At 60.1% G+C, this 13,956-nt stretch carries 12 protein-coding genes; 9 read left to right on the top strand and 3 right to left on the bottom strand.

From position 1 onward, the window contains the following. Window position 1: 1 nt before the first annotated feature. From uvrY to ACM1ZW_RS22880, 3 genes are all read right to left on the bottom strand, one after another. Window positions 2-643 (bottom strand): UvrY/SirA/GacA family response regulator transcription factor, encoded by a 642-nt coding sequence (gene uvrY, locus ACM1ZW_RS22890; RefSeq protein WP_008015884.1) that lies wholly within the window; start codon window positions 641-643, stop codon window positions 2-4. 126 nt (window positions 644-769) lie between these two features. Then, window positions 770-1,213 (bottom strand): GNAT family N-acetyltransferase, encoded by a 444-nt coding sequence (locus ACM1ZW_RS22885; RefSeq protein WP_017339132.1) that lies wholly within the window; start codon window positions 1,211-1,213, stop codon window positions 770-772. Next, window positions 1,213-1,971 carry a carbon-nitrogen hydrolase family protein gene (locus ACM1ZW_RS22880; RefSeq protein ID WP_416739405.1) on the bottom strand — a complete coding sequence of 253 codons (759 nt, stop codon included), beginning with the start codon at window positions 1,969-1,971 and terminating at the stop codon, window positions 1,213-1,215. The genes ACM1ZW_RS22885 and ACM1ZW_RS22880 overlap by 1 nt, the downstream gene beginning before the upstream one ends. Before the next feature lie 627 nt (window positions 1,972-2,598). Here ACM1ZW_RS22880 and ACM1ZW_RS22875 point away from each other — a divergent pair. From ACM1ZW_RS22875 to ACM1ZW_RS22835, 9 genes are all read left to right on the top strand, one after another. Then, window positions 2,599-3,666 (top strand): 3-deoxy-7-phosphoheptulonate synthase, encoded by a 1,068-nt coding sequence (locus ACM1ZW_RS22875; RefSeq protein WP_017339134.1) that lies wholly within the window; start codon window positions 2,599-2,601, stop codon window positions 3,664-3,666. Window positions 3,667-3,893: 227 nt separating this feature from the next. Beyond that, entirely contained in the window at window positions 3,894-4,775 is an 882-nt protein-coding gene (locus ACM1ZW_RS22870) for an esterase/lipase family protein (protein WP_416739404.1), read from the top strand. A gap of 84 nt (window positions 4,776-4,859) precedes the next feature. Next, a complete protein-coding gene (locus ACM1ZW_RS22865) occupies window positions 4,860-5,141 on the top strand; it encodes a peptidylprolyl isomerase (protein ID WP_017339136.1) in 282 nt (93 codons plus the stop codon). Window positions 5,142-5,278: 137 nt separating this feature from the next. After that, on the top strand, window positions 5,279-7,147 hold the full coding sequence (locus ACM1ZW_RS22860; protein ID WP_414883636.1) for an extracellular solute-binding protein: 1,869 nt from the start codon (window positions 5,279-5,281) through the stop codon (window positions 7,145-7,147). After that, window positions 7,147-8,208, top strand: coding sequence for a microcin C ABC transporter permease YejB (locus ACM1ZW_RS22855; protein WP_017339138.1), 1,062 nt, complete (start codon window positions 7,147-7,149; stop codon window positions 8,206-8,208). The genes ACM1ZW_RS22860 and ACM1ZW_RS22855 overlap by 1 nt, the downstream gene beginning before the upstream one ends. Then, window positions 8,208-9,230, top strand: a complete 1,023-nt coding sequence (locus tag ACM1ZW_RS22850) for an ABC transporter permease (RefSeq protein ID WP_414879746.1) — start codon at window positions 8,208-8,210, stop codon at window positions 9,228-9,230. The genes ACM1ZW_RS22855 and ACM1ZW_RS22850 overlap by 1 nt, the downstream gene beginning before the upstream one ends. A 16-nt stretch (window positions 9,231-9,246) precedes the next feature. Then, window positions 9,247-10,818, top strand: coding sequence for an ABC transporter ATP-binding protein (locus ACM1ZW_RS22845; RefSeq protein WP_017339140.1), 1,572 nt, complete (start codon window positions 9,247-9,249; stop codon window positions 10,816-10,818). A 45-nt stretch (window positions 10,819-10,863) separates the two neighbouring features. Next, the gene (locus ACM1ZW_RS22840) at window positions 10,864-12,279 is read left to right on the top strand and encodes a sigma-54 interaction domain-containing protein (protein WP_414879747.1); all 1,416 of its coding nucleotides are present in this window, start codon (window positions 10,864-10,866) and stop codon (window positions 12,277-12,279) included. Between the two features lie 285 nt (window positions 12,280-12,564). Continuing rightward, window positions 12,565-13,956, top strand: coding sequence for a GntP family permease (locus ACM1ZW_RS22835; protein WP_414879748.1), 1,392 nt, complete (start codon window positions 12,565-12,567; stop codon window positions 13,954-13,956).

The following is a 13,956-nucleotide window of genomic DNA, read 5'->3' as shown; positions in this document are numbered from 1 at the left end:
ATCAGAGGCTGGCATCAACCATGCCGTGACGAACCGCCAACAGCGTCAACTCGACATCGCTGCTGATCGAAAGCTTTTCGAAAATTCGGTAACGGTAGGTGTTCACGGTTTTGGGCGACAGGCACAACTTGTCGGAAATGATCTGCACCTTCTGGCAGCCGACAATCATCAGTGCGATCTGGATTTCCCGTTCCGACAAGGCGTCGAACGGCGAATCGTTGGTCGGCTGAAAGGATTTGATCGCCAGTTGCTGGGCAATTTGCGGGCTGATGTAGCGTTGCCCCGCAAACACCAGGCGGATGGCCTGGACCATTTCCGGCAACCCGGCACCTTTGGTCAGGTAACCTGCGGCTCCCGCCTGCAACAACCGTGTAGGAAACGGATCTTCCTCACACACGGTGACCGCAACCACCTTGATATCCGGATGACTGCGCAACAATTTGCGGGTGGCCTCAAGACCGCCGATACCGGGCATCTTGACGTCCATCAGCACCACATCGGGTTTCAACTCACGCGCCTTGAGCAGGGATTCTTCGCCTGACTCGGCCTGGCCGACCACTTGCAGGCCATCGATGTCAGCCAGCATTCGTGTAATGCCTGTACGAACGAGATCATGGTCATCGACTACTAGCACCCTAATCAAGCAGACACCTCGCGATATGGTCTTATTGAGTTGCCGACACCTTAGCAAAAAGCGACTGGCAGACCTAGCGGCAAGCGTCATATAAAAAGTTTCAATTCATCTTGAAAGGCTTGTCTTATGCGTGTTTCAGCGATACGAGGCATCGACATCGCGCTGCATTCTCAGGAAACACTCGTCTTTACCGACCACTGTCAGGCCCTTTCGCTCGTACAACACTTTTGCCGGATTATTTTCAAAAACCGTCAAGCGCAATGCCGGTCGCCGCTCCTTGCACGCCATTGCCAATACCTGATCGATCGCCCAGGAACCGGCACCCTGCCCCCGGTAGCCTTCGAGCACGTGCAATTCGCGGATGTACAAGGCCCTTGCGTCTCGGCTCAGGCTCACATACCCCAGCCGCACATCATCGCGCACGATCAGCCAGTTTTCCCGTCCCGCCCAGGCCACATCAAAGGCCTCGTCCTGCCACAGCAGATCGTGCTGAATGTAGTAGCGGAGCATGGTTGTACAGGTCAGCTCACGAGCAAAGTCGAGATCCTGCGCCGTCGCCGGACGTAAATCGAACCCCATCAGGCCTCCGCGACGGCGACGACGCGCCCCGCCCAGCCGTCAGCCTTGCGTTGAGCAACGACCAGCAGATCGTCGGTGCCAGGTGCGGCGGCAATCAGCGAACCGTCCGACGCCCAGATGGCGCTGCGTCCTGCCGACTCCCAGCCCCCCGTCGCACCGCCATGGTTGGCCATCAGCACTACCATCGAGTGCGTGGCGGCATAACCCTGCAGCAACGCAGTATCGGGGGCGTAACCGTTTTCGGTAATCAGCACGCCCGCGGCATACAGGCTGGCGCCCTGTTGCGCCGCTGCGGCCGCATGGCTGGCGTGGGAAAAATCGGCGCACACCGCCAGAGCGACCGTATCGCCACCGATGGTCAGGGTCGAACCGCCGTAGCCCGGTGCAAACGCTACTTCCTCGCCGGGATGCAGATGCTGCTTGCTGTAGACCCCGAGCGAGCCATCGGCGCCGAAGATCAGCGCGCCGATTAACACTGGCGAATTCTCCGACAGACGAATAGGCATCCCGACCACGGTCGTTACGCCAGTTTCCAGCGCAAAATCCCGCAGCGATTGCAGCACAGCGTCCTCCGGCGCAATGGCCAGCTCAGCGGCCAGCCCGAGCTCGTACCCGGTCAGCGACAGTTCCGGAAACACCAGCAACTGCACACCCTGCTCCGCCGCCACCTGCATGAAACGTTGATGCCAGGCGATATTGGCGGCCAGATTTCCCGCGATAGAGATCGATTGAGCGGCGGCGATGGTCAGCGTCGTCATGGTTCGTCCTTACGGCGTGGTGCATTTGTTTAAACGGCGAGTGTGTCACAACCCCCGACGCACTCAAGCAATAGAAAACGCCGCGACTGATCGATAGCAATTTGTGATTGAATCCGTGTACCGGCCTCTAGTAAGCTCGGCGCATCCATCGGAGACAGACCATGTTCAACACCCTCTCACAGCTTCGTTCCTCCAGCGCCCCGCGCTCGGTTGCGGCTGCCCGGGTGAACGTCGTTTGCGCTCCGGTCAGCTTTTATTTTGGGTATTGGTTTAGCCACTGGCGCGCCTGATACCCACACGGCGCCCATTTTAAACGGGTCGCCACCAGAGAATTCTCAACCCCCGGTCGGCCTCCCGACCGGGGGTTTTGTTTTTTCAGCCCCAGACACTTTTCAGCAATAACCAGACAACTCGAGGATTCACGACATGAACTACGCCACTTATTACCGTTACGACAGTTTTACCGCCTGGCGATTTAGCAGCCTCCGCTCGGGACAGCCTGCCGCCTCCGATCGGTCACCCACAGGTGGCAAGCACACACACGCAGCCAATCCGGCCAATTGTCGAACACCCCAGTAGGGCCGAGCGTGCGGGAACAAACCCGCCGCCCGCCCAGGAAGCCTGAATATGAACTCGTCCGTCTCTGCTCTGCCGCTGTCTACCCTGAGCCCTGCCAATGAAGCGCTGACCCTGCGTCTGCCAAGCTCATTGCAACTCAAACAGCAACTGCCCCTCAGCAACGCCCTGACTCGCCAAGTCGCCGCCCACCGCGACGCGGTCCGCGCGATCCTCAACGGTGAAGATTCCCGTTTGCTGGTCATCGTCGGCCCTTGCTCGATTCACGATCCCCGCTCCGCCCTCGAATACGCGAGCAACCTCGCCCGCCTCGCCACCGAAGTCAGCGACGAGATGCTGCTGGTGATGCGCGCCTACGTCGAAAAACCCCGAACCACGGTTGGCTGGAAAGGCCTGGCCTACGACCCGCACCTGGATGGCAGCGATGACATGGCCGGTGGCCTGACCCTGTCCCGCGAGCTGATGCGCGAAATACTCCAGCTGGGTTTACCGGTCGCCACCGAACTGTTGCAGCCGATGGCCGCCGGTTACTTCGACGACCTGCTCAGCTGGGTGGCCATTGGCGCTCGCACCACCGAGTCGCAGATCCACCGGGAAATGGCCAGTGGCCTGAGCATGCCGGTCGGCTTCAAGAACGGCACCGACGGCGGCGTCGGCGTTGCCAGCGACGCCATGCGCTCGGCAGCCCATCCGCATCGGCATTTCGGTGTCGACAGTCAGGGGCATCCGGCGATCATTCAGACCCCGGGCAATCCTGATACGCACCTGGTACTGCGCGGCGGCCATCGCGGCCCGAACTACGACCGCGACAGCGTCGCCCAAGTGAACAGCGACTTGGCCAAACTGAAGATCCCGGCGCGGATCATGGTCGACTGCAGCCATGCCAACAGCGGCAAAGACCCGCTGCGTCAGCCGGCGGTGTTCAATGATGTGCTTGAGCAGCGTTTGCAGGGTGATCGGTCGTTGATCGGGATGATGATCGAGAGTCACTTGTTCGAGGGGTGCCAGCCGTTGAGCCCGACGCTGCGGTATGGCGTTTCGGTAACGGATGGTTGTCTGGGATGGGACGGGACGGAAGCGTTGTTGCGGTCGGCGGCGGAACGGTTGCGAGCGGTATGACAGGCAAATGACATGTCGGAGGTAGGGCATTGCAGAACTCTGCGCTACCTCCGGTTAAAGGACGTCCGGGCATTCCGAAAAAAGCCTCCTGCTGATTCGAGTATTCCTACCTTACCTATTCCGTTTTTCACCCCTTCACCGCGGCATTTTCAGACATCGCGCGAACGCACGAGTGCTTTAGAGTGAGGTCCGAGCACATCCTCGAACTCCCGCGAAAAGGTACGAATATGCAACGGAATGCAAGCACTCTCTATCCCATCCTGCTGGTTCACGGCCTGTTCGGTTTCGACCGGATCGGCCGGTTCGAACTCTTCCAGGACATCAGGCAAGCACTGCGCAGTGACGGCGCGAGGGTATTCATACCTCACCTGTCGGCTACCCATACCAACGAAGCACGCGGTGAACAGCTTTTGGCACAGATCGAACGCGTGCTGGAAGGTACCGGTGCAGAAAAGGTCAACCTGATCGGGCACAGCCAGGGGGCACTGGCCGCACGTTATGCCGCAGCGATAGCGCCGCAAATCGTAGCGTCGGTGACGTCGGTCAGCGGACCGAACCACGGCTCGGAACTGGCGGACTTCCTGCGCAAGGCACTGACGCCCGGACGCCTCCCGGAACGCGCTGCCGAAGCGGTCGCCACCTTGTTCGCCGATTTCCTGTCGTTGCTGAGTGGCAACCCGCAGCTGCCGCAGAACGCTATCGCCGCGTTGAATGCGCTGACCACTGAAGGTGTCTACGAATTTAATGAAAAATACCCCCAGGGTTTGCCCAAAAACTGGGGCGGCAAGGGTCGGGAACAGGTCAACGGGGTTCGCTACTATTCCTGGAGCGGCACGTTGCAAGGGACCGCTCTTGATGAAGGGCTCGATGCACTCGATCCGCTGAACGGGTTCGCAAGGGCGTTTTCTCGCTATTTCACCACCGAAGCCGACCAGAACGACGGCATGGTCGGACGCTTCAGCTCTCATTTGGGCAAAGTGATCCGTTCCGACTACCCGCTCGACCATCTGGACAGCATCAACCAGACAGCCGGTCGGGTACGCAAGGGCATCAACCCCATTGATTTGTATGTGCAGCACGCCGAACGCCTGCGAAAGGCTGGCCTTTAGGCATTGGAAGGAACTTTGAGAAGAAATGGGCCACTGAATCCGGTAGGCTCCGCAGTTTATTGAACATTGAAAGGAGTATTTCCCATGGCTAAAGCCACTGCCCGTCACATCCTGGTTTCCAGCGAAGACAAGTGCAACGAACTCAAAGCCCAAATCGAAGCGGGTGCCGATTTCGCCGAAATTGCCAAAGCCAATTCCACCTGCCCGTCCAGCCGCCAAGGCGGTGACCTGGGCTCGTTCGGTCCAGGCCAGATGGTCAAGGAATTCGACACCGTGGTCTTCAGTGCACCGATCAACGTGGTGCAAGGTCCGGTCAAGACTCAGTTTGGTTACCACTTGCTGGAAGTGACCAGCCGCCAGGACTGATCCAATCGCCAAGTTCTACGCACAACGGCCCGCCTTTTTGGTGGGCCGTCGTGTTTCGTATGCGTGATACGGCTGGCGAGGGACGCGCCGCTAGCGTACAAATTGCGGTTATCGACCACCCGGCTCTAAGGCTGACAATGCGACTGGCTTTCCCTACTTTGCTGTTCACTGCCGTGGCCCTGCTGTTGGGCGCCGCCGGTGTGAACGCCGCCCCCCAACATGCGCTGACCGTCTACGGCGAACCGGCGAAGTACCCTGCCGGCTTCAGTCATTTTGCCTACACCAACCCGCAGGCCCCCAAGGGGGGGACGATGCGGCGCTCGGCGATCGAGATCGGGCATTTCGATCATGTCCTGCCTTATATAGACAAAGGCATCGGCGTGACGCAGATCGACGGCTTGATCTATTCGCCCCTGGCCCAGCGCTCGCTGGACGAGCCTTACACCGTTTATGGCCTGGTGGCGCAGAAGATGGAGCGTTCGGATGACGGGTTGTCCCTGCGCTTCTACCTCAACCCCAAGGCCCGCTTCGCCGATGGCAAGCCAATCACCGCCGAGGACGTGCGCTACACCTTCGACCTGCTGATGACCCAGGGCAGTCTGCGGTATCGCACGCAATTCGCCGACGTCAAAGGCGTCGAAGTGGAATCGCCGAGCACCGTTCGGTTCGACTTCAAGAGCAACGAAAACCGCACTCTGCCCCTCGACATCGCGACCTTGCCGGTGTTTCCCGAGCATTGGTGGAAAACCCGTGATTTCGCCAGCGGCGGTGGTTACGAGCCACCACTGGGCAGCGGTCCGTACAAGGTGAGCAAGGTCGACTCCGGGCGCAGTATCACCTTCGAGCGCAATCCCGACTGGTGGGGCAAGGACCTGCCGGTCAGCCGCGGCCTCTACAATTTCGACCGTTTCAGCATCGAGTACTTCGGCGATACCGACGTGGCGCGCCAAGTGTTGCGCGGCGGCGCCTATGACTACAACCGTGAATTCTCCGCCACCGGTTACTCCATCGGCTACGACAGCCCGGCGCTCAGTGACGGGCGCCTGCAAAAGGCGCATCTGGCGCAAAACGCACCGCAATCGGCGCAAGGCTTCGTGTTCAACCTGCAAAATCCGCTGTTTCAGGATCGCCGTGTACGTCAGGCACTGGCGATGCTCTGGGATTTTGAATGGAGCAACCGGCAGATGATGCGCGACCTCTATATCCGCCAGCAGAGCTTTTTCTCCAATACCGAACTCGCCGCCCGCAGCCTGCCGGATGCCGCGGAGCTGGCGATTCTTGAACCCTTGCGCGGACAGATTCCCGACGAAGTGTTCACCAAAGTCTTCGAAGCACCGAAAACCGACGGCAGCGGCGTGATCCGCGACAAACAACTGCAAGCGCTGGACTTGCTGGAGCAGGCCGGGTGGAAACCCGATGGCGACCAACTGGTGAATGCCGAAGGCAAACCGCTGAGCTTTACTTTCCTGGTCAGCCAGAACGGCTTGGACCGTTTGCTGCTGCCGTACAAGCGCACGCTGAAGCAGATCGGTATCGACCTGAACATCCGCCGCATCGACTCGTCCCAGTACGTCAATCGGCTGATGTCCCGGGACTACGACATGATCGTCACCGGCTATCCGGTCACCACCTCGCCGGGCAACGAACTGAACAACTATTTTGGCTCCGCGGCGGCCAATGATCCGGGCTCCAACAATTACATGGTGTTGAAAAACCCGGCGGTCGATACGCTGGTCAACGGCCTGGTTCGTGCCACCACCCAGGCCGACATGTTGCGCTACGCCCATGCACTCGACCGGGTGCTGCAATGGAACTACTACTGGATTCCCAACTACTATCCGCCGGGCAGTTCGACCGTGTGGTGGAACCGCTTCGGGATTCCCAGCGTGCAGGCCGCCAATGACGAAGCCATCGAGAGTTGGTGGGAAGTGAGCACCACGCCGCTGACCAACCAACAGATGACCGCCGAGCTGATCAAGCGCGGCAAACCCGGAGGGCCGCACTGATGTGGGCTTACATTCTGCGGCGTTTGCTGCTGATCATTCCGACGCTGGTGATCATCCTGCTGGTCAACTTCGTCATCGTTCAGGCTGCGCCGGGCGGTCCGGTGGAACAGGCGATCGCACACCTGCAAGGCATCGGCGGCGCCAGTGTCGGCGGTGGTTCCAGCGAAGTCATGAGCGGCAGTTCGCGGGCCAGCCGCGGCCTGGATCCGCAACTGATCAAGGAAATAGAAAAACAGTACGGCTTCGACAAGCCGGCCCCGGAACGCCTGTGGCTGATGCTCAAAAGCTATGCGCAACTGGATTTCGGCAAAAGCTTCTTCCGCGGCGCCACGGTCACCGACCTGATCCTGGAAAAAATGCCGGTGACCATTTCCCTCGGGCTGTGGGCCACGCTGATCACTTACCTGGTGTCGATTCCGCTGGGCATCCGCAAAGCCGTGCATCACGGCAGCCACTTCGATATCTGGAGCAGCACCGCGATCATCATCGGCTATGCGATGCCGGCGTTCCTGTTTGCGATGTTCCTGATCGTGGTGTTCGCCGGCGGCACGTCGCTGAACTGGTTTCCGGTGCGCGGCCTGGTCTCGGACAACTTCGAATCGCTGTCCACGGTGGGCAAGATCGCCGACTATTTCTGGCACCTGGTGTTGCCGGTGACGGCGCTCGTGATCGGCGGGTTCGCCACGCTGACGATCCTGACCAAAAACTCCTTCCTCAATGAAATCACCCGCCAATACGTCGTTACCGCCCGCGCCAAAGGCATGAGCGAACGGCGCGTGCTGTATGGCCATGTGTTCCGCAACGCGATGCTGTTGGTGGTGTCGGGCATTCCCCAGGCGTTCATCAGTGTGTTCTTCGCCGGTTCGCTGCTGATCGAAGTGATCTTTTCCCTCGATGGCCTGGGCCGCATGAGTTACGAAGCCGCGGTGTCCCGGGATTATCCGGTGGTATTCGGTTCGCTGTTCATCTTCACACTGTTCGGCCTGCTGATAAAACTGGTCGGTGACCTCTGCTACACCCTGGTCGACCCGCGTATCGACTTCGCCGCGAGGAATGCCTGATGTTCAAGCTTTCGCCGCTGGCGCGTCGCCGTTTCGAACGTTTCAAGAAAAACCGTCGTGGCTGGTGGTCGTTGTGGCTGTTCATCGGCCTGTTCCTCTTGAGCCTGGGCGGCGAGCTGATCGCCAATGACAAACCACTGGTGGTCAGTTATCAGGGTTCGTTGTACTTCCCGGTTTTCAAGCGCTACACCGAGCAGGAATTCGGCGGGCAACTGCCGTTCCAGGCGGACTATCGCAGCGACTATGTGCAGAAGCTGATCAAAAAGGATGGCGGCTGGCTGTTGTTTCCGCCGATCCCGTTCAGCGACGACACACCCAACTATGACTTGAACAAACCGGCGCCGAGCCCGCCCTCGAGCGTCAATTGGCTGGGCACCGACGACCAGGCGCGCGACGTGCTGGCCCGGGTGATTTTCGGCGCGCGGGTGTCGATTCTGTTTGCGTTGATGCTGACGTTTGTCAGCGCGCTGATCGGCATCGCCGCCGGCGCGTTGCAGGGTTATTACGGCGGCTGGGTCGACCTGATCGGTCAGCGCTTGCAGGAAGTCTGGTCGGGGTTGCCGGTGCTGTACCTGCTGATCATCCTGTCAGGGTTCGTCGAGCCGAATTTCTGGTGGCTGCTGGGGATCATGGCGCTGTTTTCCTGGCTGGCGCTGGTGGACGTGGTGCGCGCCGAGTTCCTGCGCGGACGCAACCTGGAATATGTCAAAGCCGCCCGCGCACTGGGCCTGACCGACCGCAAAGTCATCGTGCGGCACATTCTGCCCAATGCGATGAACGCAACCCTGAGTTACCTGCCGTTCATTCTGACCGGAGCGATTTCGACGCTCACCGCGCTGGATTTCCTCGGTTTCGGCATGCCGGCCGGCAGTGCATCGCTGGGCGAACTGATCGGTCAGGGCAAACAGAATCTGCAAGCGCCGTGGTTGGGGTTGACGGCGTTTTTCACCCTGGCGTTGATTCTTTCGTTACTGGTGTTTATCGGCGAGGCGTTGCGAGACGCCTTTGATCCTCGGTCTTGAACAAGCGGATGTTGATATGAGTAACCTGATCGAAATCCGCAACCTCAGCGTGGCCTTCAGCGGCCAGACCGTGGTGCGCAATCTGTGCCTGGACATCCGCCCCGGCGAATGCCTGGCACTGGTCGGTGAGTCGGGGTCCGGCAAATCGGTGACCGCGCACTCGATCCTGCAATTGCTGCCCGAGACCGGCACCGAATCCAGCGGCAGCATCCGCTATCGCGGCAAGGAATTGCTCGGCGCCTCATCCAAAGTGCTGCGGGAGTTGCGCGGCAACCGCATCGCGATGATTTTCCAGGAGCCGATGACCTCGCTCAACCCGCTGCACAGCATTGAGAAGCAGATCGGCGAAACGTTGCTATTGCACAAAGGCATGACTGGCAAACCCGCGCAGGCACGGATTCTTGAGTTGCTGCACCTGGTGGGCATCCAGAAACCCAAGGAACGTCTCAAGGCGTACCCGCATCAACTGTCCGGCGGCCAGCGGCAACGGGTGATGATTGCCATGGCCCTGGCCTGCGAACCGGAGTTGCTGATCGCCGACGAGCCCACCACGGCGCTGGACGTAACGGTGCAGCGCAAGATCCTGCTGCTGCTCAAATCCCTGCAACAGCGACTCGGCATGTCGCTGCTGCTGATCAGCCACGACCTCAATCTGGTGCGTAGCATCGCCCAGCGCGTGTGCGTGATGAAGGCTGGGGAAATCGTCGAGCAGGCGCCGTGCGAGACGCTGTTCACCGAGCCGAAGCATCCGTACAGCTGCGTCTTGCTGAATGCCGAACCGGAAGGTGAAGCGCTGGCCAGGGACACGCGCGAGAACGTACTGGAAGTGGACAATCTTTCCGTGCGCTTCGCCCTCAGTGGCGGACTGTTCCAGCGCAAAACGTATTTGCATGCGGTGGATGGCATCAGCCTGAATGTACAGCGTGGCAAGACACTGGGCATTGTCGGTGAATCCGGTTCCGGCAAGTCCACCCTGGGGCAGGCGATCCTGCGCCTGCTCGACTCCGAAGGCAGCATTCGCTTTCAGGGTGAAGCGCTGGACGGTCTGACGCAAAAGCAGCTGCGGCCGTGGCGCAAAAAAATGCAGGTGGTGTTCCAGGACCCTTTCGGCAGCCTCAGCCCACGGATGTCCGTGGCGCAGATCATCAGCGAAGGCCTTGAGGTTCACAGCCAGTTGACGGCGGACGAATGCAAGGCCGAGGTGATTCGTGCACTGCAGGAAGTGGGCCTCGACCCGCAGAGTCGCCATCGCTACCCTCACGAATTTTCCGGCGGCCAGCGCCAGCGCATCGCCATTGCCCGGGCGCTGGTGCTGAAACCGGCGCTGATCCTGCTCGACGAACCGACCTCGGCGCTGGACCGCACGGTGCAAAAACAGGTGGTTGCCCTGCTTCGCCAGCTTCAGGAAAAACACGGGCTGACCTATCTGTTCATCAGCCATGACCTGGCGGTCGTCCGCGCCCTCGCCCATGACATGATCGTGATCAAGGACGGCAAGGTGGTGGAAAGCGGCGCCAGCCACGACGTGTTCGAATCACCGCAGCATCCGTACACCAAAGAGCTGTTGGCGGCGGCGCATCCGCGGTAGGCATAATCCAGTGCCTGGCTTTGTACACAATCAGGATCAGCCCACATGAACACCACCGAAAGCCTGAAGGACTACCAGCGCGTTCGCCTGTTGGCGATCCGTTCGTTGTTCGAGATCATCGAGCAGTCGAGTGAAGGCACGGTGATCGTCGATCGCGACGCCAACATCGTCTGGATGAACGAACGCTATGCCAGGCGCTTCGGTCTGGCGTCGGCTGAAGTGGCCATCGGCAAGGCTTGCGAAAGCGTGATCCCCGGCAGCCTGCTGCGCGAGGTAGTGCGCACTGGTCGGCCGATTCTGCTCGACATGCAGGACACCCCCAAGGAACCGCTGGTGGTCATGCGCCTGCCGATTCACGACGATGCCGGCGTGGTGATCGGTGCGATCGGTTTTGCGCTGTTCGACGAGTTGCGCAGCCTCTCGCCAATGCTCAAGCGCTACATGAGTATGCAGGAAGAACTGGCCTCCACCCGTTCGCTGCTGCGGGCACGGCAGACCAAGTACAACTTCGCCCATTTCATCGGTACCAGCGCGGCCAGCCTCGAAGTCAAACGCCGCGCCCGGCGCAGTGCCAGCGCCGATTCGCCGGTGCTGCTGCTCGGCGAAACCGGCACCGGCAAAGAGCTGTTGGCGCAGGCTATTCACGGGGCGTCGCCACGTTCCCACAAAGCCTTCGTCAGCATCAACAGCGCAGCGATTCCCGAGTCGTTGCTGGAAGCCGAATTCTTCGGCACCGCCCCCGGCGCGTTCACCGGTGCAGACCGCAAGGGCCGTGCCGGCAAGCTGCAGATTGCCCAGGGCGGGACGCTGTTCCTCGATGAGATCGGCGACATGCCGCTGCCCCTGCAAAGCAAACTGCTGCGGGTGTTGCAGGAAAAAGAATTCGAACCGGTGGGCTCCAACGAAGTGATTCAGAGCGATGTGCGGGTGATCGCGGCGACCTCGACCGACCTTGAAGCGGCGATCAAACGCGGCGAGTTTCGTGCCGATCTGTATTACCGCCTCAACGTGCTACCGATCCAGGTGCCACCGTTGCGAGATCGCCTCGATGATTTACCGGCCCTGAGTGAAGCGATTCTCGAGGAGCTGCGCAGTCAGCATGAACTGAACCGCGAAGCGCTGGAGCTACTGGGACAACACGCCTGGCCGGGGAATATTCGCGAACTGCGCAACGTACTGGAACGGGCGGCGTTGCTCAGTGACGACCTGTTGCTGAATGTGCAGGATATTCGTGCAGCGATTGGTACGTTTACGCCAGTCGAACGCACCGCGCCCTTAATGATTGAATCGGTTGCCCATGAGACCTTCAGCGAGGCTCGGGAGCGGTTTGACCGGCAATTGATTGAATCTACCCTGGCGCAATGCGGGGGGAAGGTGATTGAGGCGGCGGCTCGGTTAGGGCTTGGGCGGTCGACGTTGTACAAGAAGATGGTGGCGCTGGGGATTGCCGAGTCTCTATAACGAGACATAAATCTCCATTGTTAGACAGACCATCAAGGGCAAGCCCACGCCCCCAGGGATCGCATGCTTCGAGAAAAACCTGCTCAACCTGTGGCAGCGGGCTTGCGCGCGATCAGGCCTGCAACATCAAAAAAGTCTCAAATCAGAGACAAAAAACTGTATTTCACTCTTCCACAAATAAAATATCCTTATATTTCAATACTTTGCGCCCATGGCACGAAACTCGCTATAGCCCCTCCCGCACACAGCTTCACCACACAAAAATAACAATCCAGGAGACACACCATGAGTGTGATCATTGCCTTGGCAGCCCTCGCGCTGCTGATGCTCGCGGCCTACCGTGGCTACAGCGTTATCCTTTTTGCCCCGATTGCCGCCCTCGGCGCCGTTCTGCTCACCGACCCTTCAGCTGTCGCCCCTGCCTTCACCGGGGTGTTCATGGAAAAAATGGTCGGCTTCATCAAACTGTATTTCCCGGTGTTCCTGCTCGGCGCGGTGTTCGGCAAGCTGATTGAGTTGTCGGGTTTCTCGCGTTCCATTGTCGCGGCGGCGATTCGTCTGCTCGGCACCCGCCAGGCGATGCTGGTGATCGTCCTGGTCTGCGCCCTGCTGACTTACGGTGGCGTGTCGCTGTTCGTGGTGGTCTTTGCGGTCTACCCGTTCGCGGCCGAAATGTTCCGCCAGAGCAATATCCCTAAACGCCTGATTCCGGCGACCATCGCCCTCGGCGCGTTTTCGTTCACCATGGACGCCCTGCCCGGCACCCCGCAGATCCAGAACATCATTCCCAGCACCTTCTTCAACACCACCGCCTGGGCCGCGCCGTGGCTGGGTTTGATCGGCTCGATCTTCGTGGTCTGCGCCGGCATGCTGTTTCTGCAGCGCCAGCGCAACAAGGCTCAGGCCGCCGGTGAGGGCTATGGCACTGAACTGCGTAACGAGCCGGAAACCGCTGCCGACATCAAACTGCCCAATCCGTGGATCGCACTGTCGCCGTTGCTGGCCGTCGGCATCATGAACCTGTTGTTCACCCAGTGGATTCCCCAGTGGTACGGCAAGACCCACAGCCTGGCACTGCCGGGCATGGCGGCGCCGGTGACCACTGAAATCGCCAAGCTCACGGCGATCTGGGCGGTTCAGGCCGCGTTGCTGGTCGGCATCATCATGGTGCTGGTGTTCGGCTTCCAGGCGATTCGCGGCAAGTTGGCCGAAGGCAGTCGAAGTGCGGTCGGGGGTTCGTTGCTGGCGGCGATGAACACTGCCTCGGAATACGGCTTCGGTGCGGTGATCGCTTCCTTGCCAGGCTTCCTGGTACTGGCCGACTGGCTCAAGAGCATTCCCAACCCGCTGGTCAACGAAGCGGTTACCGTAACCCTGCTGGCCGGCATCACCGGTTCGGCGTCGGGCGGCATGAGCATTGCGCTGGCAGCCATGGCCAATGACTTCATCGCCGCCGCCCATGCGGCCAACATTCCGCTGGAAGTGATGCACCGGGTTGCCGCGATGGCGAGCGGCGGCATGGACACCCTGCCGCACAACGGCGCGGTGATCACCTTGCTGGCGGTGACGGGCCTGACCCACCGCGAAGCCTACAAAGACATTTTCTGTATTACGCTGATCAAGACCCTGGCGGTCTTTGTGGTGATCGGTACTTTCTACGCCACTGGCATTGTGTGA

Source organism: Pseudomonas sp. NFX71 (assembly GCF_048079215.1).
GTDB classification, from domain to species: domain Bacteria; phylum Pseudomonadota; class Gammaproteobacteria; order Pseudomonadales; family Pseudomonadaceae; genus Aquipseudomonas; species Aquipseudomonas fluorescens_B.
Note: the sequence above shows the minus strand (reverse complement) of the source record. Positions and strands in the feature narration are given on the sequence as shown.

What these genes read in the sequence shown, in the direction of transcription:
- ACM1ZW_RS22885 (WP_017339132.1), bottom strand. Translation starts at nt 1,213, where the DNA reads ATGGGGTTCGATTTACGTCCGGCGACGGCGCAGGATCTCGACTTTGCT.
- ACM1ZW_RS22880 (WP_416739405.1), bottom strand. Translation starts at nt 1,971, where the DNA reads ATGACGACGCTGACCATCGCCGCCGCTCAATCGATCTCTATCGCGGGA.
- ACM1ZW_RS22875 (WP_017339134.1), top strand. Translation starts at nt 2,599, where the DNA reads ATGAACTCGTCCGTCTCTGCTCTGCCGCTGTCTACCCTGAGCCCTGCC.
- ACM1ZW_RS22870 (WP_416739404.1), top strand. Translation starts at nt 3,894, where the DNA reads ATGCAACGGAATGCAAGCACTCTCTATCCCATCCTGCTGGTTCACGGC.
- ACM1ZW_RS22865 (WP_017339136.1), top strand. Translation starts at nt 4,860, where the DNA reads ATGGCTAAAGCCACTGCCCGTCACATCCTGGTTTCCAGCGAAGACAAG.
- ACM1ZW_RS22860 (WP_414883636.1), top strand. Translation starts at nt 5,279, where the DNA reads ATGCGACTGGCTTTCCCTACTTTGCTGTTCACTGCCGTGGCCCTGCTG.
- ACM1ZW_RS22855 (WP_017339138.1), top strand. Translation starts at nt 7,147, where the DNA reads ATGTGGGCTTACATTCTGCGGCGTTTGCTGCTGATCATTCCGACGCTG.
- ACM1ZW_RS22850 (WP_414879746.1), top strand. Translation starts at nt 8,208, where the DNA reads ATGTTCAAGCTTTCGCCGCTGGCGCGTCGCCGTTTCGAACGTTTCAAG.
- ACM1ZW_RS22845 (WP_017339140.1), top strand. Translation starts at nt 9,247, where the DNA reads ATGAGTAACCTGATCGAAATCCGCAACCTCAGCGTGGCCTTCAGCGGC.
- ACM1ZW_RS22840 (WP_414879747.1), top strand. Translation starts at nt 10,864, where the DNA reads ATGAACACCACCGAAAGCCTGAAGGACTACCAGCGCGTTCGCCTGTTG.
- ACM1ZW_RS22835 (WP_414879748.1), top strand. Translation starts at nt 12,565, where the DNA reads ATGAGTGTGATCATTGCCTTGGCAGCCCTCGCGCTGCTGATGCTCGCG.